The organism is Caballeronia sp. RCC_10, from assembly GCF_041360715.1.
Classification (GTDB): domain Bacteria; phylum Pseudomonadota; class Gammaproteobacteria; order Burkholderiales; family Burkholderiaceae; genus Caballeronia; species Caballeronia grimmiae.
In genome coordinates, this window is sequence record NZ_JBFUPT010000030.1 from 1 (window position 1) to 23,115 (window position 23,115).

The 23,115-nt window shown below is 61.4% G+C and carries 11 protein-coding genes and 5 pseudogenes; 8 read left to right on the forward strand and 8 right to left on the reverse strand.

Annotated features, from left to right (window positions below):
* On the forward strand, positions 1–323 hold a 323-nt coding region (locus tag AB6804_RS27655), incomplete at its 5' end, for a hypothetical protein (RefSeq protein WP_370889167.1).
* 216 nt (positions 324–539) lie between these two features.
* Here AB6804_RS27655 and AB6804_RS27660 read toward each other — a convergent pair.
* The 6 genes and pseudogenes from AB6804_RS27660 to AB6804_RS27685 all read right to left on the reverse strand — a co-directional run bounded on the left by AB6804_RS27660 (position 540) and on the right by AB6804_RS27685 (position 10,394).
* Positions 540–866, reverse strand: coding sequence for a response regulator (locus AB6804_RS27660; protein ID WP_370889182.1), 327 nt, complete (start codon positions 864–866; stop codon positions 540–542).
* Positions 867–908: 42 nt separating this feature from the next.
* Positions 909–3,074 carry a PAS domain S-box protein gene (locus AB6804_RS27665; RefSeq protein ID WP_370889168.1) on the reverse strand — a complete coding sequence of 722 codons (2,166 nt, stop codon included), beginning with the start codon at positions 3,072–3,074 and terminating at the stop codon, positions 909–911.
* Positions 3,075–3,582: 508 nt separating this feature from the next.
* Complete coding sequence (locus tag AB6804_RS27670) at positions 3,583–3,978, reverse strand: type II toxin-antitoxin system HicB family antitoxin (RefSeq protein WP_370889169.1); 396 nt, start codon at positions 3,976–3,978, stop codon at positions 3,583–3,585.
* A 1,455-nt stretch (positions 3,979–5,433) separates the two neighbouring features.
* On the reverse strand, positions 5,434–5,718 hold the full coding sequence (locus tag AB6804_RS27675) for a hypothetical protein (RefSeq protein WP_370889170.1): 285 nt from the start codon (positions 5,716–5,718) through the stop codon (positions 5,434–5,436).
* A gap of 987 nt (positions 5,719–6,705) precedes the next feature.
* Positions 6,706–7,502, reverse strand: a pseudogene (locus AB6804_RS27680) (IS110 family transposase); the annotation flags it as partial.
* A 129-nt stretch (positions 7,503–7,631) separates the two neighbouring features.
* On the reverse strand, positions 7,632–10,394 hold the full coding sequence (locus AB6804_RS27685) for a putative bifunctional diguanylate cyclase/phosphodiesterase (RefSeq protein ID WP_370889171.1): 2,763 nt from the start codon (positions 10,392–10,394) through the stop codon (positions 7,632–7,634).
* Between the two features lie 1,113 nt (positions 10,395–11,507).
* Between AB6804_RS27685 and AB6804_RS27690 the strand changes: the two genes are divergently transcribed.
* From AB6804_RS27690 to AB6804_RS27700, 3 genes are all read left to right on the forward strand, one after another.
* On the forward strand, positions 11,508–11,639 hold the full coding sequence (locus AB6804_RS27690; RefSeq protein ID WP_370889172.1) for a hypothetical protein: 132 nt from the start codon (positions 11,508–11,510) through the stop codon (positions 11,637–11,639).
* A gap of 277 nt (positions 11,640–11,916) precedes the next feature.
* On the forward strand, positions 11,917–13,470 hold the full coding sequence (locus AB6804_RS27695; RefSeq protein WP_370889173.1) for a diguanylate cyclase: 1,554 nt from the start codon (positions 11,917–11,919) through the stop codon (positions 13,468–13,470).
* 115 nt (positions 13,471–13,585) lie between these two features.
* Complete coding sequence (locus AB6804_RS27700) at positions 13,586–13,819, forward strand: SUMF1/EgtB/PvdO family nonheme iron enzyme (RefSeq protein WP_370889174.1); 234 nt, start codon at positions 13,586–13,588, stop codon at positions 13,817–13,819.
* Between the two features lie 568 nt (positions 13,820–14,387).
* Here AB6804_RS27700 and AB6804_RS27705 read toward each other — a convergent pair.
* Positions 14,388–14,750, reverse strand: a pseudogene (locus tag AB6804_RS27705) (UDP-N-acetyl-D-mannosamine dehydrogenase); the annotation flags it as partial.
* 45 nt (positions 14,751–14,795) lie between these two features.
* A pseudogene (gene wecB / locus AB6804_RS27710) lies at positions 14,796–15,785 on the reverse strand (non-hydrolyzing UDP-N-acetylglucosamine 2-epimerase); the annotation flags it as partial.
* On the opposite strand from wecB, the pseudogene AB6804_RS27715 reads away from it, so the two are divergent.
* The 4 genes and pseudogenes from AB6804_RS27715 to AB6804_RS27730 all read left to right on the forward strand — a co-directional run.
* Positions 15,727–20,215: pseudogene (locus tag AB6804_RS27715) on the forward strand (beta-ketoacyl synthase N-terminal-like domain-containing protein); the annotation flags it as partial. The pseudogenes wecB and AB6804_RS27715 overlap by 59 nt on opposite strands.
* Before the next feature lie 111 nt (positions 20,216–20,326).
* Positions 20,327–21,655 (forward strand): annotated as a pseudogene (locus AB6804_RS27720) (aminotransferase class I/II-fold pyridoxal phosphate-dependent enzyme).
* A gap of 212 nt (positions 21,656–21,867) precedes the next feature.
* Complete coding sequence (locus tag AB6804_RS27725; RefSeq protein WP_370889175.1) at positions 21,868–22,275, forward strand: GNAT family N-acetyltransferase; 408 nt, start codon at positions 21,868–21,870, stop codon at positions 22,273–22,275.
* A gap of 292 nt (positions 22,276–22,567) precedes the next feature.
* Positions 22,568–22,921 (forward strand): winged helix-turn-helix domain-containing protein, encoded by a 354-nt coding sequence (locus AB6804_RS27730; protein WP_370889176.1) that lies wholly within the window; start codon positions 22,568–22,570, stop codon positions 22,919–22,921.
* Positions 22,922–23,115: the final 194 nt, after the last annotated feature.

Below are 23,115 nucleotides of genomic sequence, written 5' to 3' on the forward strand. Positions count from 1 at the left end.
GCCATGGTGGTGGAGTTCGATTGTGGAAGTGTTACCGTGAGAAGCAACATTCTCCTTCAATCGCCACCGCCTTCTTCAGCCTCTTCCCTACGCCGCGTACACCAGTTTCAACGATAGCTCCACAAGATATGACGATACCCAAACAATTCGAACCTCCTGTTGGCCATAGGCGCTCCACTCAAAAGAACGGAGCGTACCGACTTGGAAAGTTCGAACTGCGCTTGTGCCCGCTACCGCTGGCGCCACAAGGTGGCTTCTTTACGCCGCCCATGAGGTGGCTCGATTACGCCGCCCCTGAACTGGCTTCATTGCGCCGCCCCTAAGGTGGCCCGATTACGCCGCCCCCGGATTGGCTCTATAACGCCGCCCGCTGACACTTGTTACAAGAGTCATATTCACGCAAATCGTTTTACTAAAAAAAGTTCCCCGTCAGTTGGTCGGCGCGTGTGCTTTGGGACCGCAGGTCTGTAGCAAAAGGAGCAGGGCGTTAATGTCGACCGGCTTAACGAAATGATGATCAAATCCTGCTGTCTGCGCTTTCAGGCGGTCTTCGGCCTGGCCATAGCCGGTGATGGCAATGAGAATGGGGACCTTTGCCCTTTGCTGCGAAGGCGTCCCGCCAATTGATACCCATCCATCTCGGGCAGACCAATATCGAGCAGGGCGACGTCTGTGCTGAAGCTCGACGACCGCTGCAACGCTTCGTTGGATCCATAGCATACGCAGCTCAAGTGACCTTCCGCCTCGCAAACCAGCGCGAGCGAGTCCGCTGCGTCCCGGTTGTCATCCACGATGAGGATGCGAAGCGAGCCCGCCGGTCGGTGTGCAGATGCTTCTCGCGTTTCACTTGCGTGCGAGGGCTGCACCTGCAAGCTCAGTCGTGGAAAACGTAGCGTGACGGTTGTCCCCTATCCCGGTCCCGCGCTTTGGATGTGAATAGAGCCCTCGTGCATTTCAACCAACTTGCGCACCAACGATAGGCCGATGCCTAGGCCACCCTTTGCTCGATCAAGGGTGCGCTCGCCCTGCGAGAAGAGCTCGAAGATCCGGGGAAGCAGGTCCGCCGAGATCCCCGCGCCAGTGTCTCCGATCACGACGCTAACGAAATCGTGGTCCGCCGACACGTGGACCTCAATGCGTCCTCCCTCCGGGGTGTACTTGCACGCGTTGTTTAGGACGTTGACGAGGATCTGCGTCATACGGGTCGCATCTCCGCAGACCCAGACGGTGTCTCTCGGAACATCGACGGTCAAGATCTGATTTTGCTCTTGCACTTGGGGCCCGACCGATTCAACGGCGCCATAAACGACGGTGCCGATCAGGATAGGCTCGCGTTTAAGAACAATCCGGCCCTGAGTAATGCGAGACACCTCTAGCAAGTCGTCAACGAGCCTCGTCAAGTGGCTGATCTGCCGGTCCATAGTCGCTATCAGTTCTCGAGGATCGCCTGCGGACGAACCGCGCCGAAGTAGCGTTACCACGGTCCTGAGCGGAGCGAGGGGGTTCCGCAGTTCATGGGCAAGCATGGCCAGAAACTCGTCCTTGCGCCGATCGGCGTCGACGAGCGAGAGCTCCATGCGTTTTCGTGCACTTGAATCGGACACACTGGCAACGATGACATCAGCGTTGCCGTCCTGCCCCCTTTGAAGCGCAGCGCTTCCGTTCATCCAGTGCTCCTCTCCGGAAACGAACACGCGCACTTCGAAGTTGACGGAATCCTCCTGTTTCACAGTCAGCCGCGTAATCGCTTGTTCGAGCACTGGTCGATCTTCCGCGCGAACCTGGGACATCGCGTCGGCGTAGGACATTTCCGTGTTCGGCGTCGGACTTGCCATGGACCCACTTCGGCCTGGTGCTTCGATGGAAAGGACATAACTTCCGAGATCGAGGGTGACAATGGTTATGCTTGCAGCCTTGGTCGCCACCGCCAGCCGAATGTTGCGCGCGTCGCTGATCGCCTGGGCGCGGCGCCGCTCCGTAACATCAACGGTCGTGCCGAACCATTCGTCCAGCACCCCGCGTTCATCGCATAACGGCACAGCCCTCGCATACATCGTCCGATATGCGCCATCCTCTCTGCGCATCCGAAAAGTGGCATCTCGCGGTCCGAGTTCACGCAGCGTCTTTCGCCATGTCTCGCTGAGGCTATCGCGATCCGCGGGATGCACAAGGTCCATCCATGCGTGGCCGACGAGGCGGTCGGCCGGTAAGCCAGTGAAGGCTTCCCATTCCCCGTCGATGGGCTGCATCTCTCCGTTAGCGTCCGCAGACCAGACCAGCGCGCCTGCTGTTCGTGCCAACTCGCGGTAGCGCCGCTCGCTTTGGCGAACGCTTGCCTCGGCTGCGCGGACGGCCGAGATGTCGAACGTTACGCCAAATACCCGCGAAGGAGCGGACTCCGACTCCGGCTGAGCGTGAGCGCGCATCCGTAACCACTTCGTCACGCCAATTTCGGTGCAAATCGGGAAGTCCACTTCGAAAGGGGCGCCTCGAGCGATTGCGGTAGCGACCTCGTCCGAGAATCGTTCGCGGTGATCCACACGCACCTTTTTCCGCAGCAGACTAAGCGGCACTGTTCGCACCGCCTCGTCAATCTCGTAAAGGCGGCAGACGAGAGGCGTTACGCGAGCCGTGCTGGTTCCAAGGTCCCATTCCCATGCGCCGATCTGGGCAGCCTCGAAAGCCGACAGCAAGCGCGCTTCGCTTTGTTCGTAAAGTTGCCATGCTCGTTTGCACTGGTCGACGTCGATAGCAACGACCGTAATCGTTCCGTTAGCCCCTTCGGCGCCGTCGGTCGACTGCAGGTGCAGACAATGCCAACGAAATTCGCCGTCCTGTCGGCGCAACCGCGCGTCGACGTCTATTTCGGGCCGGGCGCGGCTCAGTGTCAGCAAAGCACACTCGACCGCAGCAACGTCGTCCAAGGCCAACAATTGGTGCCACGAGCCGGCCACGGAAAGCCCTGCTAGGCCACTATAGAGCCGTGCCGATTTATTTATGTAAGTAAGTTCGCCGTTGGCATCAACGGTCCACACCAGCAGCGAGATAGCATCCATGATTCGGGGGATCGGCATTTACATGCGCTCCAAATAGGCCGCAGCGGTCGCCAACTCGCTGCAACCGAGGCAACGAACGACGTTTGCACAGGTTCGCTGCGTTGCGGGCAGCCTGAATGCCAGCCTAGTGCCCGCTGAGGAATCGGAAGCAGGTCCACATTCATGACGTTAGGACGTCGAACGTAGGGAGAGTAAAACCGGCCGTGGCGGCCGGTGGAAGTACGCGAGAGTCCCTAGGTAGGCACTAACGTTGTGACCGTGCGGGTGGCAAAGTGGCGGCGTCTACTTGCTTATTGCCTACAGGGGGGCGCTAATTTCGTGCGGCCTGCGGCACTCGCTTCACGTTCAGGGAAGTGTTAAGCCGATGGTTCTTGGACGGAACCGACATGCCTCCACCCTGCTGATGACGATCGTGCGCCGATATGGCGATCTCCTCGACGAATGGCGCCGCTGCGACCCGGGACTCTATCTGACCACCATGCTGTATTTGGATACTTCTCGACTCATCCGGGAAGCGGAGCGCCTCTTAACGCTCCCCAACCTCGCGAGTCGCAGCAAGTGCAAAGAACGCCGAGCGCGTCAAACGACGCCTTTTCGCGCACGCATCGACCTGGCGTAAAAGAGTGTCCGGCAGACTGAACTGTACGCTTACAGCCTGAGATGTGACCCTGACTAGGTTGATCTCGACATACATCCAAATGCCGTGCCCATCGTCCATTGCTAATGACTGGAGTTCCGACATGCTGCCGGTCGGACCAGGTATCAGCTGCTCGCTGCGGTCGTACGTCAGTTCCACAGCGCTCTGTGCATTTGACCGGAGCTCTTCGAGCGTCGCACCGCAAGCGCACGCTAACGGTAGATCAGCGAAGCTAGCGCGGAAACCGTCACTGCTGTCACGGTGCACATAAAGCGGATATTGCATGTCCTGCTCCACTGGGACCGACGCAATCGGCCGGTGTTATAGTTCGGCCGCAACGACCTTCCCATTGATGATGTCTTTGCCACATTGCATTGGCTGGTCGAGGGCGGCGACCTTGGTGGTGGACATGCCGCGTCGAAAACCGTTGCCTAAACCCGCGCCGTCACTGGTTAGATGGGATACCCGTCGATCTCCCCTGCCGACCCGGTGATGAGAGGTCGGGAACGCTTGCTTGAGTCTTCACGATGCGCTCAATGCCTGCTGAAAGCAAACTAAATCTTCTTGCAAAGCAACCTTCACCCGCGTGGTACTGTTCGTTGGAATACTGGCTCCGGCTGACACTGTACTGGCACGGTGTCTGGGCACGGACATTGGTGACAGGTTCGTTCGGACGTCGGCAGACGACAGAGCGTAAAGGTCGGTTGTCGGAGAACTTGCGCTCCCGGCGATAGTCCCAATCCCCGGACGCGCAACACTACAGTCGGGCTGACCGTGATGGTCGTCGATAAATCACCGCGCCTAGCGGGACCAACCATCGTCCATTGCAAATCGGCACACCGGTAACACCCCCACGGTGAATAAGTCAGGTGCATCACCGACCGATTAACGCGCGTCATTTGGGAAGTCCGTCCTAAGGGGCGTACGGCAGAGACCGCGGCTGGTCAAAGAACATACGGCCCGTGCATGGAACATCCGAGCAATGAGACGCTAGCCGCCGAGATACTCGTTGACAAGACCGTCGTCCCTCGGAGCATCGTCGTCGCCGATGCTTTCCGGCGGTTTCGGACAGCAGTGAAACTTCATGGGCGCCGCCGCGTTCACGGTCGCATAGAGCTACTTTGAGCGGCGAACCATTGCCGTATGTGTCCGAACCACGTCCTAACGGAATCGCCTTTCTGTATCGCGGGAAGCCGCTTGTCGTTATCATCGGAGACCGGAGTGCCATCACCCTTCGCGTTCCCTACGGCCTGCCGGTTCCTCCTGCTTTCTGCCAGTTCTTCAGCATTTACCTCTTTGTCTATCATGATGCACTCCATACAATCGTATATCGTGTTGATAAGTGGTGCACGGCGACCCCGCTTTCGGGGATAGCGTCTGTGTCATCATCCATGTGAAGAGCTCTTCGGCCTGGCGCACGGGACACCGCTCACCGACATCGCCGTTGCAATTTCAGCGGGAGGGTGCCCACACCTCGACTTAGCGAGACGCGCACCGCTCGCGCATATCCCCCTGTGTGACGCTTCGTGTCCGGGACGGCTTACGGGCTCGGACAATTCGCCGTATGACTCAACGGCTTCCAACGCAGGGGTCGTGGCCACGCCGAAGATCAGCACCGAGAATCGCTTCGGCGTCTCCGACGGCGGGCATGACGCGTACACCTATCCCATGCCCTGTCACTGACTAACCGAGTCGGCAACTAGGCGCTAGACGTATCGCACGGCGCGGCCAGCCGAAATCCTAAAGGTCGCTAACGTCCGCGCCGTCGATCTTGCCGTCGATAATATGTTCGCCTCGCGTCCACGCGGCCCGCCGGGCAGCACCGAAATCCGAAAAGGGTACTGTCAGCGCCAGTTGGAACACTCGGCTGGCGCCGACTGTGCCGTCCGGTTCTCGACGGAACAGACGCACGGCGACGTCATAGCCTTCGGCATAGCAAGAATGTCGATCGAACAGCTCAAACGCGCGTTCGAACACGAGAGGATGCAGTTCAAAGCCCTTGTAGGTGCGAGGGGTTAGCGGCATGACTTTCTCCAAAGGACGTGAACTCACTGCACTCAGGATGCTTTGATGTGACTTTCGAATTCCGAGCCGGCAAAAACGGTGGAGTGCAAGAGCAAGCGGACGGCATATGAAAGGCGCGCGACGGCTCGGACCGCTGGGCGTACTTCGTAGCTCAAGTTGCCGTCGGGCAGCGACGTTGCTGACCCGGCAAAATGATTCGGTCTGGCAGGTCGGAGAGAGGAATTTCGAGGACTGCATCTTGGGATAATGCCTCGATGGATGCGACTACCGCTCTACGATGTCGCACCGACGCCCTTTCCCAAAGGAGGCTCCAAACGATCAGTAAAGCAGGCTGGAGAATGTCGCTGATCTCCAGGTCGGCTGCTCGCTATTGCCGCACCGCAATGACTACCACTGTATACCTTCTTTGGCCGACGTACAGGAATTTGGGAAAACGAAGGGATGCGCGTAGCGCACGCTTCATGCGAAGCTGCGCGACGTTTCGATGGCAATGTATGAGCTAGCCTGTGCGCCCGTTGAACTAGCCATTGCCTTGTGGTCCGGATCCTACTTCGTACCGATGGTACTGGCAGCATAGGCGAATGCTTGCGGTCGTCAATAACTGGTGTGTTCTAATGCCTTGCTCCCGATCGTCATACTCGAGGAGGATGGTTCGCGATGAGAGGAGCGCGTTGGCTGGTGGGAGCCACGACGTCGGCGGGTGCACACGCGGCACGCATGACGCCAATGACGTTGGTCAAGCACTCACCAAATTTTCATAGTCGCCTCGCTTCGTTCCACGGCGCATACAAGAACCCCTGTCCCAGTGTCAGGTCATCTGTAAGTCTTCAATATCTAGCGGCCTGCCTTGATCGAGCGAGCTGAGTCGGGAGCTAACGTCAATAGTGGTGTATGAGCAGCATCGTGCCGGTCGATTTCAAGCGGCGAGTTTCTGCTGAGCCGGTCGATCGTCTTGCACCGGTTCGCCGTCCTTGAAGGGGACGCCTTAATGCTCAGCAGCACGTTCTTGCCGCCGCTCGAGTTTTGCCGGGGCACCAGACCAAGCCATGCCGCAAGTTGCCGGCCGCTCCTGAAGCTCTTTGCGTCGCCGACAGATGCGACGAGCGCGCTCGCGGTAAGTGGCCCGATGCCGGGGACGCGCGCGAGCCGTCGACTCGTCTCGTCGCTGCGGTGCCAGGCTTGAATCTGCGCCTCGAACTTCCGAACCTGCCTGTCAAGCTCCTTCAGATGGTCCATGAGGCGCTCGATGAGCAATCGCAACGAGCCAGTGAGTTCGTTCTCTGCATCCTCGATCAGTTCGGGTACCTGACGCTCGAGATGCCCAATTCCCTTGGGAACAACGATCCCAAATTCGGCGAGCAGGCCGCGGATTTGGTTCCCCTGCGCGGTTCGTGCCCGCACAAAACCCTGGCGTACGCGATGCAACGACAACACTGATTGCTGCTCGATGCTCTTGACCGGCACGAAACGCATGTTCGGCCGTGCAACTGCTTCGCAGATTGCTTCGGCATCTGCCGCGTCATTCTTATTCGTCTTTACGTACGGTTTGACAAACTGCGGCGCGATCAGGCGGACCGTATGGCCCATCGCCTGGAGCTTGCGAGCCCAGTAATGAGCGCTGGCGCATGCTTCCATCCCGATCACGCAGCCAGGAAGATTGGCGAAGAACTCCGCGACGTGATTCCGTTTGAGCACCTTCTTCAACACGGTTCGGCCATGCTCATTAACACCATGGACGGCAAAACGTTCTTCGCCAAATCGATGCCAATTGTCGTAACCTTCATGATGGACGCTCCCCTCGTTCAAGTGGTTGCTTCGACACTTCCACTTTGGCACATTGGTGCCGTCTCGGGTGGGGGCGTCCATTCCATTACTTCCGACTTTAGCTCCTGAGTCGGGGGTGGCGCGCCCGACTAGATCGTGCCAGGCTGCAACGCGTCGTCGGGAAGTTTCGTGTCGCTAGTTTCTGCCCGGGCAAGCGCTCGCGTGGCATCCGCCGCCGGCATGGGCCTGCCCAGGAGGTAGCCCTGAACTTCGTCGCATCGGTGCTCTGCTAGAAAAGCTAACTGTGCCGGCGTCTCTACTCCTTCTGCCACGACGCGCGTGCCGAGCGTGTGCGCCATCGCAAGGACCGCCCTCACAATCACTTCGTCGATGGTTGAAATGCCGATGCCCTGCACGAACGAGATATCCAGCTTGATGCAGTCCGCCTTGAAGTCGCGGATGTACGTCAGGCTGGAAAAACCCGTCCCGAAATCGTCTATCGCGATAGAAACGCCTAATCGGCGTATCAAATGCAGGCACGTGAGCGCAACCGGCGTCATCAGTACGCTTTCGGTGATCTCCAATTCGACGTTGCGCGGATTGACGCCAACGCTTCGCAGCGTCCGTTCCAGCGTGTCGGCAAAATCCGAGCGCAGAAACTGCACCGGTGAAACATTGATCGAAACAACTATGTCCGGGTATTCGTCCGCCCACTCTCGGGCCTGCCGACACGCATTCCTAAGCACCCATTCGCCGATCGGAACGATGAGCCCTTTTTCTTCGGCTAGCGGGATGAAGGTTGCAGGGTTTATGTCACCACGCGCGGGGTCGCGCCAGCGCAGAAGCGCCTCGAAAGCGACCGTTCTCAAGCCTTTGACCCCGATTCGCGGCTGAAACAACAGCCGGAACTGATCGGTTTTAAGTGCATGATGCAGCCCCTGAGTCAAGTACAGGCGCTCCACGCTTGCGACCGCGATGGACTGGTCGAAGACGCGCATATCGCTGTTGCGCTCACGCTTGGCCTGATACATCGCCGCATCTGCGTATCGGACCAGTTCGTCCGCGTCGGTTGCATGGTCCGGGAAAACCGCCACGCCCGCGCTCGCGCGCGACTCGACAAGGTCGTCGCCCGCTAACATGTCCGCGCTCACCAATCGATGCAGCCCCCGCGCCTTGTTGATCAGCCTATCGAGGTCCGAGCCAGACAACAGCGCGACGAACTCATCCCCCGCAATGCGGGCGACCAAATCTGGCTCGCACAACGCTTCTGACAGCCGACGCGCGACCTCTTTTAGCACCTTGTCGCCAGCCGTATGGCCCAGTGAGTCGTTGATTTCCTTGAAGTTGTCCAGATCGAGGAAGACTGCGGCTACGCGACAGCCGCGACGAGAAGCCGTTGCTATCAGTTCGCCCAGCCTGAAGTGGAGTGCGGCCCGATTCGGCAACTGCGTCAGTGGATCGGTGGTCGCAAGCCAGCTCAGGCGCTGCTGGTCTCGAATACGGTCGGAGATGTCGCTGAAGACAGCGACGGTGTGCGTCGCAACGCCTCGCTCGTCGACGACCGGCGACACGTGCCGCTGAGCCCAGAATACGGTCCCGTCGGCACGCTTGCCGGTGACTACCGTCGAGCCATCGGCGTCGCTTGGCGTCGAAGCTCGGTCGTCACCGAAGGCTGCGAACAGTACATCGTTCGCCGGTTTGCCGAGGACTTCCTCACCCCGGAGACCGGTCAAGTGCTGGAAAGCCGGGTTTGCGTAGGCGACGCGCGGTCCAGTCTCGAATACGGTTGACTCCGTGATCAACACCGCATTCTGCGATGCCTCGAGCGCTCGGCTACGGATCCGAAGCTCCGCCCGCGCCGTCTCGTGCTCGGTTACGTCTGCAGCTGTGACGAAGCACGCTGAACGGCCTGCGTAGTCGAGGAAGTGGTAAGAAACGTCGACTTGCAGCGTCCGGCCGTCAAGGGTCGAATGCCGTCTGACACCTCCCGAGCCGGCTTTCGATCCGGAGCGAATGTACTCACAAAGGTCCAGCTTGAATTGCTCAACGCCCTCGGGCGGACGAAGTTCGTCTACGGTGATGCGTCTGAGCGTGTCCAGATCGCCGCCATACTGTCGTTGAGCTGCGGCGTTAGCGGTGAGGATGAGACGGGTCTCGACGTCGAAGATGAGCATTGCCAGCGGATGCTGCTCGAAATATTCGATGAAGCGGTCGTGCGCTTGTCGGGCGGTAATGCTCGCGGCATTGCGAGCAAGCGACGCCCTGTGCGCGAAGAGAAGGGCGTACCCTAGGCAGGTGAGGCCCAATGCGAGCGCAAGCGCAAACGACATGCGCTGCCGAGCTAACTGGGTCTCGGCTCTCAATTGCATCGCGGCGAGTTTCGAGTTCTGCGTAAGCTGCAAGTTCGACAGCGAGTGCATGATTTGCTGAAGCGTTCTATTTGCGGCCTCTAGCCGACTCGGGTCGACCAATCGAGCGTGCCCGGCGCGGGCGACCTCGTTGGCTGCGCTTTCCAGTTCAAACGCCAATGCAGCAGTGCTGGCTCTCAGGTCAGCAAGTTGGTAGAGAGACGCCGAATCGTCGGTGAGCGATCTTTCGAGGAAGTCGTAAGACCGCATGACCGCAGCAGTGCGGGCGACGGGCCAAGCATTGGAACCGAAGCGGGCAGTGCCGACTCCCCTTAGAAATTCCGCGTTGGCATCGATGTGGATGGTGGCGAGCAGTTCCAGTTGTGCACTTACCGCCATCGCCTCGTTGAGCGCAGCCTCCTCTTGGGCATGAGAAACGCTCGCCCAGTAACACGCTAGAGCCGCCCCAAGGGTAACTACAAGCAGAAAAGCGCCGGCCCGTAGCCGCTGAGAGTGGCCGTGACTGCCAATCCTGTCCAGAAATCGTTTAATTCTGTTTGCCATTTGCTTCAGCGACTGTGTCGAGGTGTGGACACAGTCGTATCCCTTTCTAACCGACGCAAGCGCAACATTTCCTATGCCTGCGCGATGACTGTCTGATCAAGCGGCTCGTCGGCCGGTAAAAAGCGGTCCACCTCCGCTTCGCCTTCCTAATATCGGCTCGGCAGGAAGCTGTCTTAATAGAGAAAACCAAGGGGGGTTGTGGGCGTTTGTTCGACGGCTGCTACTGATGGACCGGCCGCCATGCCGAAGATGCCAGTGTGAAAGCGTTTGCCTCGCGCAGCGTGCCGATCGGAACTGACCCTCTTCGGCATGCAACGCAGCTCATAAAAAAAAACTCTCGTCGGGCGCGTCCAAGTAGCGGTCAACCATAAGAAGCGAGCGCTCGCCTCGTCCTCGTGCGTCGCGCTGTAGATTGAGTCCACCTGTGTAGCGGTTCCTAGAGTCGTAGAGGCAGGGCGCTCACGACACAGGATGTTCACGGGGGGCGCTATTGCATAGGTGCTGCAAGCCACTTGCGACCACCCTAGTTTTGCGGCGCTCTCTCATGTCTCCAACGGCGAATGGATGTGTGGTAAAAATAACCTCCATGTGTTTGTGTTTCGGTAAAACTGGGGTTTCTCAGGATTCGATCGAAGGTCTGATCCGACGATACTCAGTAACCAACTCACCAGGCGGCGTCCGATGATCACCAGGCTGCGCCACCGCACCAAACGGGGCAGCCGCCGCATAGGCCGCGATAGGCCGCGACAGGCGCCGCCCCCGTGGCATTAACGATGCGGAACCTTGGTTAAAAGAGGTATTCGACGCTCTTGTCCAAGAACTGCTGGTGAGTGAGTCGATGGAAGGAGTGCCCGTTCGCTTCGTATTCGCCGCGGCCATGCAGTCTCAGCACTGCAAGGACGTAGGCGTCGCCGCATTGCAGCGGGCGCTCATCGAGGCGAAGGCGAACATGGTGTCGCACGCGCGACGATCCAGCTCCTGAGTTGCCTGCAAAACGTGCATGACGTCTTTGGGACGCGGGAGCGGCATGATCGCTTGCGTTCCGTCGCGAAGCTGTTCGGGCTGTCGGCGCTGATCGTGCCGCGGGTTGCCTGAGCGGGTAAGGAACCGACGATGGAAAGCCTCGATGACATCTGCTCGGCTGCGCCCGCTCACTTGCTGGCGCAGCGGACAATCTCCGAAGACGACAATGAAGTTGCCGCCTGCCTGGCCGAGACGGGTGCCGTTGCTAGATCGGCATATTAATCGACGGCAAGCACTACAGCGAGCAGTTGTAGGGTTTCGGCATCAGCTGTTACGAGGCGGCTCAAGACGGCCCGCTGCTCAAGGCGCTTGCGATGTCGGGCGTGAACGCTTACGACCTCTGGTCGCCGCAATGCTGCCGCGACCTGGAGGACATCCACGACACCAGTCCAACGATGGAGCTAATTCTTTCGGAAAGTTTCCTCTAAAGGGACGCCATTCGTCAGCCGTTAGTAAGGGCCGAGCTTCCTTGACTTCGCAGTCTGCAAGAAGAGTTCATATGTCGTTTCGCTCACCTGTGGTGAAAACAATCCCGGTCAGCTTTCGCGCCGTTGCCTTCGTCGTTTTTACCTGCATCTGCCTCGTCGGTACGGATGTCTGGCAATCGTTAAAAGCGCGCAAGGTACAGTTGAGGGAAGCCGAAGTCGCAACGTCGAACCTCGCTCGCGCCGCTGCCCAACAGGCGGGAGATGTCATTAAAGAAAGCGATACAGCGCTTTTGGGCTTGGTGGAGCGCGTCGAAAACGATGCCGACAGAAAGGTGTCAATCGAGCGACTGCATCGGCTGATGAAAATGCGCGTCAACGAACTTCCTCAGCTCAACGGACTCTTCGTCTACAGTGAGGATGGCTCATGGGTCGTGACCTCACTGCCAGGCATTCCAGCGAACGCCAACAATGCGGATCGCGAATACTTCAAGTTCCACCGCACTCACACCGACCGCGGCCCGCACATCGGACTGCCCGTGCGCAGCCGCTCGACCGGAATGTGGATCATCCCCGTCTCTCGTCGAATTAACAAGGCCGATGGCAGCTTTGGCGGCGTTGCGCTTGCCACGGTCAGTATCGATTTCTTCAAACAGTTTTACGACAGCCTGGAAATAGGCGAGGCGGGCGCCATCCTGTTAGCGCTCGACAGCGGCACGATGATGCTCAGACGTCCCTTCAACGACAGCTTCGTTGGCAAGGACATGAACAGCAGCCCGCTATATCAAGCTTACGGGTCTGACGGCGGAACAGGAACGGTGATGTTACGCTCGTCGCAGGACGGCGTCGTTCGCATAGTCACGTACCGCCGGGTGCATGGCTATCCGTTGTTCGTGGCGGCGGCGCTCTCGAAGGACGAGATGCTGGCAGGGTGGTGGCGCGACGCAATGGTTCACTCGTCGGGCGTCGCTTTGCTGGTGTTCGCGGTGGCGCTTTGCGGATGGCGTCTCACTCGGCAGATTCACCTGCGCTCAATTGCTGAGGCGAGACTCATTGCCACGCGAACCGAACTCGAGCAGGCAAACGAAACACTCGAGCGAATCGCCATGCAGGATGGACTCACCGGACTGGCCAATCGACGGCACTTCGACCTGACGTTGAAAAGCGAGTTTGGCCGTGCCGCGCGTTACGGCGGAAAGCTCTCTTTGATCATGCTGGACGTCGACTTCTTCAAACAGTACAACGACACGTACGGCCATCGGGCCGGCGATGACTGCTTGCGCGCGATCGCCGACGCAATCCGTAACTCGGCGCCAAGCCGTCCCGGCGATCTGGTTGCCCGCTATGGCGGCGAAGAAATGGCAGTTATCCTTCCGGGGTCCGATATTGCAGGTGCAATGGCGATCGCAGAGAAGATCCGCTATGCAGTACAAGCGCTGCGAATCCCGCATACGGCAAATGCAGCAGGGGTGGTGACCATCAGCGCCGGGGTGGAGTCGGTCGCGGTCCATCAAGGAATGGAGCCCGCGGAACTCATCGAGGCGGCAGACCGGTCCCTATACGCTGCCAAGGCCTGCGGGCGCAATCGGGTTTCGTGGTATCGGGAACCGGCGAGAAGTCTCAGCTGAATCTTGTTACACTGCCGTGAGATCGCCCGACCATCAGCGGTTTAAAACGCCACGCTTTGTCGGAGACCGCCGAGTTTGGCGCTAAACCCCGCGAGCGGACAGCGCCAGATTCCACATGGCGGGCAACGTATGGCAGTGGACCGCCGACTGGTGCCGAGCCGATACGCTCCGTGTCCAGGCCGTAAGCGCGAAAGTGGTTCGCGACCCGGCCGGACCCGTGAAAGCTATGACCCCGAATCAGCCGGTCCTGGATGCTCACGAGCGGCTTACTCGTGGCGGCTCATCCCTGTGCAGCGAGGCTTGTTGCCAGAGCTACCGGACAAGCGCGCGACGGGGATCTGCCCTTTGAACGGCATGTCGCATCTGGGGTTCAGCTTAGCGATGGACAAAGCGAATATCTATTTAGATAATCAAGAGCGCCGCCTTCTTGCGACGGTGATCATTGCGTCCTGTAGCTTGCCGCCGTGGTTCGCCCCAGTTTAGATCAACGATGCTTGGCACTGGGGGACGGGTCGCTCGTTGCAGACGCGCCCCCGCACCATCTCGTCGAAATTGCCCCGGCAGATGTTGAGACGACCGTCTTTCGGACAGACGACGAGCTTTTGGTAGGGAGTGTCGTGCGCCGATAAGCGTCCGCTTGATCGCGAAAGCGCTACTCACGACCTCGAAGTCGCAGTCGCACGGGTCCTGCAGCACGAACATGACCGTCGCTGGCATGCCCGGAATGACGCTCACGCTGCTGACGACAATGCGCAGTTTTGGACGCTCTAAAAGGCTCGACGGGGCTCGGCCGGCTTCGCTCAGTACAGTCACATGACGACAGCGAATTTTTCTCCAGCCGCATTGACTCAGGTTATTTGTTACCAAGCCGGGAGTCGCTCCCGCCTGCATTCTGACGGGTAGCAAATTACATGAGGCAACGGCGCGATCGCTTCGGTCGCGGCCCGCACGTAGGTGAGGTCCGGCTCGAAGTCGCCGTGGAACGGCGTCGGCACGGCGATCAGGAAGGCGTCCGCCGGCTCGGGCGTGGTGGTCGCGCGCAACCATCCCTCGCTCACCGCCGCGCGCACGATCATGTCGAGTTCCGGCTCGACGATGTGAATGCCGCCCGCATTGATCGTGTCGACCGCGTGCTGGTTGATGTCCACGCCGATCACCCGAGTCTTGCGCGAGGCGAACATGGCGGCGGTCGGCAGGCCGATATAACCCAGGCCGATGACGGATACGGTTTCGATGGAATGATTCACGATTGTTCTCAGCTTGCTCTTGTTCGCGTTCATAGGCGCGCCGGTCGGCGGGCGCGCAGGTCTTGCGTGTGGTTCCTGTCAGGCGGATACGGCGGTCTCGGCCGTGCCGGTTCGCGCCTTCTGCGTGCGCAGCAAGGCCTCGACGATGCGCACGCATGCGTAGCCATCGCCGTAGGGGTTGTGGGCGCGCGCCATCTCGTCGTAACGCGCGCGGTCGTCGAGCAGTTCGCTGCACGCGGCGACGATGCGCTTCGCGTCGGCGCCGACGAGCCGCACCGTTCCGGCCGCCACCGCTTCGGGGCGTTCGGTGGTGTCGCGCATTACCAGCACGGGCTTGCCGAGCGAAGGCGCTTCTTCCTGAATGCCGCCCGAGTCCGTGGGGATCACGCTCGCGCGCGACATCAGATAGACGAAGGGCAGATAGTCCTGCGGCTCGCACAGAATCACGTTGTCGATATCCGACAACAGGTCTTCCGCGGGAAGCTTGACCTGCGGATTCAAATGCACCGGATAGACGAAATCGACCTCCGGATAGCGCGCGGCGAGCGTGCGGATGCCTTCGCATATTTCGCGGATGCCCGCGCCGAAGTTCTCGCGCCGATGCGCCGTCACCAGCACCACGCGGCGCTCGCTCTGCAGCAGCGAGAATTCCTCGCGCATCTGGACTTGGAGGCGCGCGTCGGAGGCGAGCCGCTCCTGCACCATCAGCAGCGCATCGATCACGGTGTTGCCCGTCACGACGATGCGCTCATCCGCGACCTTCTCCGCCAGCAGATTTCCGCGCGATTCCTCGGTGGGCGCGAAGTGAATTTCGGCCAGCGCGCCGGTCAGCTTGCGGTTGCCATCCTCGGGCCACGGCGAATACAGGTTGCCCGTACGCAGACCCGCTTCGACGTGACCGACCTTGATCTTTTGATAGAACGCGGCCAGCGACGTCGCGAAGGTGGTCGTCGTGTCGCCGTGCACCAGCACGTAATCCGGGCGGAAATCGTCGAGCACCGGCGTGATCATGTCGATGATGTCGGTCGTCAATCGTAGGATGTCCTGCCGGTTCCCCGGCGGCGTTACCAATCCGGACGAGTTCTGGGCCTTGCTGCGCGACGAGCGCGACGCCGTCACCGAGATTCCGGCGGACCGCTTTGGCGTGGACTTCTACCGGCATCCGTCGAGGCAGGAGCCGGGCCGCAGCTATACGTTCGCGGCCGGCGTGCTCGACGACGTCGCGGGTTTCGATGCGGGCTTCTTCGGCATCTCGCCGCGCGAGGCGCGCCAGATGGACCCGCAGCAGCGCCTGCTGCTCGAACTCGCATGGGAAGCCTTCGAGGATGCGGGCGTGCGTCCCGCCGACATGAAGGGCCGCAATTGTGCGGTGTACGTGGGCGTCGCGAGCACCGACTACGGCAATCGCAGCATGGACGACCTGTCCGTCGTCGATCCATACTCCGCGACCGGCAACACCATGAGCATCGCGGCCAATCGCGTGTCTTACCTGTTCGATCTGCGCGGCCCGAGCATGGCGGTAGATACCGCGTGTTCGTCGTCGCTGGTCGCGCTTCATCAGGCGTGCCGCGCGCTCGCATCCGGCGAGGCGGAAACGGCGCTCGCGGGCGGCGTCAATCTGCTGCTGCATCCGTTCGGCTTTGTGAGCTTTTCGAAGGCGTCGATGCTTTCGCCGACTGGCCGCTGCCGCGCCTTCGACTCGCGCGGCGATGGCTACGTGCGCTCCGAAGGCGGCGCGTTCGTGATGCTCAAGACGCTGTCGCGCGCGCTCGCCGACGGCGACACCATTCACGCCGTGATCGCCGGCTCCGGTGTCAATTCCGACGGCTTCACGCAGGGCGGCATCAGCGTGCCGGGCGCGGCGACTCAGGCGGCACTTTTGCGCCGCGTCTATGGCGAGGCGCGCGTGTCGCCGTCGCAGCTCGTCTATGTCGAGGCGCATGGCACGGGCACGCCGTTGGGCGACCCGATCGAAACGCGCGCGCTGCTCGATGTGGCCGGGGCAGGCCGCGAAGCCGATGCGCCGCTCCTGATCGGCTCAGTCAAAACGAATCTCGGCCACCTCGAGACCGCATCGGGCATGGCGGGACTGCTCAAGGCCGTGCTGTGCCTGAAGCATCGCGCGGTGCCGCGTTCGCTACACTTTTCCAAGCCCAATCCGAAAATCGATTTCGGCGAAGGCCGCCTGCGCGTGGTCGACCGCTTCACGCCACTCGAATCGCATGGCGCGCCGTTGTACGTCGGGGTGAATTCGTTCGGCTTCGGCGGCACGAATGCCCACGTGATCCTCTCCGATGCACCGGAACCCGTGCGTCAGGGCGGCGCGAATTCGGACGCGCAGACCGACCGGCTCGCGCCCCTGATGCTCACCGCGCGTTCCAGGGCCGCGCTCGCGGCGCTGGCCGCGCGCTACCAGCTCGCCTTCGATCAGGGCGCGCCGTGGTCCGCTCTGGCGGCAGGCGCGGCGCGCCGCCGCCAGTGGCTCGAACAGCGCGCGCTGGTCGCGCCGTCGACGCCCGGCGAGGCGCGCGCCGCCTTACACGCGCTGGCGGCGGGCGAGGAAGCCGACGCGCCGTCGATCGTCATGGGTCAGGCGCCGCAGGTGAGCGCGCCGCTCGCGCTGGTGTTCTCGGGCAACGGTGCGCAATGGGCCGGCATGGGTCAGCGTCTCCTCAAGGAAAATGCGGACTTCGCCGCCGCGCTCGCGGAGGTCGACGCCCTCTGGTGCGCCGACGGCAGCCCATCCCTCGCCGCGATGCTCGAAGCGGGCGTGACCGCCGAGGCGCTGGCGGCCACCGAGCTCGCGCAGCCCTTGCTGTTCGCGATGCAGGTCGGCATCACGCGCGCCATAGAGGCGCGCGGCGTGCGCTTCGTCGCGTGCTGCGGACACAGCGTCGGCGAGATTGCTGCGGCGTGGGCTGCGGGCGCGCTCACGCTTGAACAGGCGGTCAGCGTGATTCGCGTGCGCAGCGGCGCGCAGGCGCTCACGCGCGGCAGCGGCTTAATGGCGGCGGCGGGCGTGGGCGAAGCGGCCGCGCGGGAACTGATCGCGCAACTGGAACTGGGCCAACGCATCGAGATCGCGGGGTTCAACAGTCCGGAGGCGGTCACGCTGGCGGGCGATGCGGCCGCGTTGCAGGCTCTCGGCGCGGCGCTGAGCGTGCAGGGCACGTTCTTTCAGATGCTCGCGCTCGATTACGCCTTCCACAGCCGCGAGATGGATGCGATCCGCGGCGACATCGAAACGAAACTCGCGGGGCTGAAGCCGAACGCGGCGGTGCGCCGCTTCGTCTCGACGGTCACGGGTACCACGCTCGACGGCGCGAAGCTGACCGGCGCGTACTGGTGGCGCAACGTGCGCGAGCCTGTGCGCTTCGGCGAGGCGATCGCGCATCTGGCCGAGCGCGGCATCGCGCTGTTTCTCGAAGTTGGGCCGCATGCGATTCTGCGCGGCTATCCCGACCAGACGCTCAAGGCCCACGGCGCCACCAGTGCGCGTGCGCTCGTCACGCTCAGGCGTCAGGAGGACGATCCGCGGACCTTGCGCCGCGCGATCCTCAACGTGATCGCGCATGGCGCGCCGGTCGAAGTCGACCGCTTCGCGCCGCCGTCGCTCGCGCGCATGCCGCTGCCGCGCTATCCGTGACAGCGCGAGACCTATTGGCGCGAGCCGACGCCGGAAGCATACGAACCTCCTCGATCGCCGGCGCGCGCATCCGCTGCTTGGCTACCGGCTGATGGAGCATGAGCTCGCCTGGGGTAACCAGATCGATCCCGTGCGCGTGCCGATGCTCGCCGATCACGTCGTCGATGGCGCGCCCGCGTTTCCGGGCGCGGGCTACATCGAGATGGCGCTGACGGCCGCGCGCGAACATTTCCGCACGCCGGGCTGCGCACTGGAGAACCTCGAGATTCACTTGCCGCTGGTGTTCCAAACGGGCGTCGCCAAGCGCATGCGCTTCGTGATCGATCCGGCGACCGCGCGCTTCACGATCGAATCGCGCGATCGCTTGAGCAGCGAGCCGTGGGCGCTGAACGCGAGCGGGCGTCTGCTGCAAAGCGCACGCTGCTCGACGATGCGCCGCTTGCCGAAGCCCCGTCCGACGCAACGCCGCTCGACGGCGCCACGCTCTACGATCAGGCGACGCGCATCGGACTCGCGTATGGCCCGGCGTTCCGCCTCGTTCCCGACGTGCGGCTCGACGGCGCGTGCGACTGGGCCGAACTGTCGATGCCCGCTGAACCCGCATCGCTTGCCGGCGACTTCGCGATGCATCCCGCGCTGATCGATGCGGGTTTTCGTCCGCTGTTCGCGCTGATCGGCGCGGCGCGCAACGACGACGCCGCGTATGTGCCGGTGCAAATCAGCCGGATCGATTTCCTGCGTTCTGCCGCGGTGCGCGCGGTGCGCGCGCGCATCGAGCGGCGCAGTCCGCATTCGGTGCTCGCATCGTTCGATTTCGTCGCTGCCGACCGGCGCGTCGTGCTGCGGCTGCCGGCGTGCCGCTTCCGCCGCGTCGATCTGCTGGGGCGCCGCCAGACGCCGCCCGCGCGCCTGCGTTACGTCGTCGAGGCACAGCCGCTCCATGCCGCCGCCGACACCCGCGCCCTCATCGCGCCCGACGCTTTGATCGCGCGCGCGCGACGCGGCGGCGATGCTGGAAGACGACGCGCGCCGTCACGCGCATCTCACCGACATGCTGCCCTTGTTCGACGTGCTGGCGAGCGCCTATGCGCTGCGCGCGTATGAATCGAACGTGGAACACGAAACGCCGCTGCTGCGCGCGCTGGAACGCATGCTGACCGAAGACGGCCTGCTCGTCGAACGCGATGGCGTGCTCGTGCGCGACGAGGCGGCCTGCGCCGAATGGCCCGCCGCCGACGAACTGTGGCGCTCGCTGCTCGCCTCGTCGCCCGCGCATGTGGCGGAGCTGAGCCTGCTCGCGCATCGCGGCGCGCTGCTGCCGAAGCTGCTCGCAAGCGATGCCGCGTCGCCTGCGGCATCGAACACGCAAGAGGCGCTGTTCGAACATTATTTCGATTCGTTGCCGACCTGGGCGCACGTCAATCGCCTGCTCGAACAGTGCGTGGCGCAGGCGGTCGATGCCTGGACGGCGGCGCGCCGCATCCGCGTGCTGGAAATCTCCCCGCCAGATGCGCAGGCGTTGCGTGCGCTCAATGTCGCCGTGCCCGCCGCGCGCTGGGAACGTGTGCTCGCGGGCACACCGGCCCAGGCGCAGGCTTACGATCAGATCGGCGACGAGACGGTGCGCATCGCATCGATCACGCTCGACGGAACGCCGAAGCTCGAAGGGGCGAGCGGTCCGTTCGACCTCATCGTTTCGCGCCGCGCGCTCCATTTGCACGACGATGCGCGCGCGTTGCTGGCGGGCTTGCGCGGCTGGCTCGCGCCGGGCGGACTGCTCGCGCTCGCGGAACCGCAAGGCGGCCGCTTCGGCGCGCTCGTGTTCGACGCGCCGCCCACCGCAACGCCCGCGCAATGGGTCTGGCGTCCAAGTCACGAAATGAATTACAGGCTGCTCACCACGCTGCTGGCGGATCGCGACGCGTGGGAGCTGGCCCAAGCCGCATAGGGATATACGCAAGATATGAGCTTGCCGGAACAGATCAGGCAGAAACTCGCGGCGAAGGCGCTGCAGCGTCAATTGGAACGCACCGGCGCGCAGGCTGCCGAGCCCTTCGATAGGCACAAGGTCACGCAGATGGAGCGCGCGTCGTTGGCGCGTTTTGAGAATATGCCCGCGTATCAGCAGGTGCGCATCATGCGGCAGATGGCGACGACTCTGAAGGTTGAGTCGCCGTTCTTCCGTGTGCACGAAGGCAGCGCGGGTGCAACGACACGCATCGGCGGAGCGGAGTACATCAATTTCGCGAACTACAACTACCTCGGAATGTCGGGCGATTCCATCGTCACCGAAGCGGCCAAATGTGCGCTGGACCGATACGGCACGTCGGCATCGGCGAGCCGCATGGTCGCGGGCGAGCGGCCCGTTCAGCGAGAACTGGAACGCGCGCTCGCAAGCTTCTACGATGTCGAAGATTGCGTCGCGTTTGTAAGCGGGCATGCGACGAATGTCACGGTGATCGGCGCGTTGTTCGCACAAGGCGATCTTGTCGTGCACGATTCTCTGGCGCACAACAGTATCGTGTAAGGTGCGCAGTTGAGCGGTGCGAAACGCCTCAGCTTTCCGCACAACGACTGGGAGGCCCTCGATGCAATGCTGGCGCGTATGCGCGGCGAGTATCGGCGCGTGCTTATTGCAATCGAAGGCCTGTATAGCATGGACGGTGATATTCCAGACTTGCCTCGCTTCGTCGAAATCAAGCGTCGACACGCGGCCTTCCTGATGGTAGATGAAGCGCATTCGCTCGGCGTCCTTGGGTCGCGCGGTCGGGGCGTGCGTGAGTACTGCGACGTCGCGCCCGATGACGTTGATATCTGGATGGGCACGATGAGCAAGACGCTGGCGGGCTGCGGCGGGTATATCGCTGGTAGCACGGTATTAACGGACATACTGCGGCATCTGGCGCCCGGGTTTCTATACAGCGTGGGGCTGGCACCGGCGCTGGCGGCTGGTTCGCTCGCCGCGCTTGAGACCTTAATTGCCCAACCGGAGCGCGTCACACACCTACAGGCGAACGGACAGCGCTTTCTCGAGCGCGCCCGAAATGCCGGATTAAATACGGGCACGAGCGTGGGCTTTTCGGTAGTGCCGGTCATCACCGGTAGTTCACTGAAGGCCGCGCAGTGGGCAAACGCGCTCTTCGAGGAAGGCATCAACTTGCAGCCAATCTTCTATCCTGCGGTGGAAGAGGCGGCTGCGCGCTTACGCTTTTTCATTTGCTCGACGCATACGGAGGCGCAGATTGATCGCGCCGTGGACGCCGCGGCTCTGTTAGCGTCGTCGCGTCGATGAACTTCGTTTGCCGTCAAGCTCGCATTGCCGATGCCCAGGCATGCGCGCCGCTCGTGTTTGCATCGGGTGACGCAGAATTCCGTTTTATATTCGGTCGCAGGAGCGAGGAATGATTCGCGTTCCTGCAGCGCGCGTTCACATCAAGGTACGGGCGGTTCTCGTATCGGCGGCACCGCGTTGCAATCGATGCGCAAGGCGATGTCTGCAGCGTTATGGCGATTCATGAGGCAGGACATTCCGTTCCCGACGACGTCGCATTCGCTTGGCAAGTGCTTCGTCATTTCGGCTTCATACGCGCCATCGGCATCCTCGCACGCGGCGCGCGGCTCGCTACGGAGTTGCCCCCGCCAGCGCGTGGTCAAAAGCTGATCGCACATTGTGCGACGCGTGCCGATTATCGTGGGCGCGGGGCGTTGACGGCGCTCATGACTAATACGCTGCAAGCGGTGCAGCCGCCGTTCGTGCTCGATGTGCGGCTCGATAACAGCCGCGCTCGCGCGCTTTATTCCCGGCTTGGGTTCGATGCGATGAAGAGAAACCGCTGCTCGCATCCACGTGTGCCATCGGAACTTAGGTCGGAGCGGAGGCGTTTTGATAAAAGGCGACACAATCCTTTGTGAGATTACAGCACGTGAGGAAAACACTAAAATCGGTATTTATTTTTACTGCGGTTGTAATCGGGGCGGTCGTCGTGAAAGTTAGCTTCAAACTGTATGAGAGTCTTCAGGGGCGATGCTAGGCGTCGCCCAGAGCCTTTGCATTCGGGCGAGCTACGTCGCGCATCGACCTGCAGCTGAACGCACGGCAATACTGCAGTTGGCGGAGGCCGCAATATTTCGGCAAGCCGCAGCACGTGTCATTAACCCGTTTACGCATTCACGCGGTCTCGTTGAGCGACGCCTAATTTACACCATGACAAAGAAATCCCACTTCGACGCATATTTCCATCTTCTAGAATTGTCGAAGACCGTGCAAGGGCTGCCTTCAATGCCGAAGCTTGATCCTGTAGAAGAGCGGGTACTTAAAACGCTCACCTCGTCATGGCATTCGGGACATCCGTTGACGGTTTCCAAAACGATGGCATTATCGGAAGGAGGGTCTCCCGCAACCGTGCATCGGAAATTGAATAACTTGAAGATAAAAGGACTCATTTCTTTTGAGGAGAGCGCCAAGGACCTCCGCATCAAGAATGTGATTCCAACACGCAAAGCGTTGGACTACTTTGAAACGCTAGCTGCCTGTCTTGAAGGTGCAAAGACGCGGTAAGCCAGTTTGTGTAGCACAGCAGCGGCTTCACCGAAAACCGTGTCAGCTGTATGCCAATATCCCAAATTCCAGCTCTGAGTGTGGATTGGTTGATAGAAACTCTGTATGGCCGCCGTTCAGGTCGATGTTGATAGGTTGGTAAGCGGTGCTGCGTTGGGAGCAAAGCCAAAAAAGGGGCGGGTCTTTCACGGAGC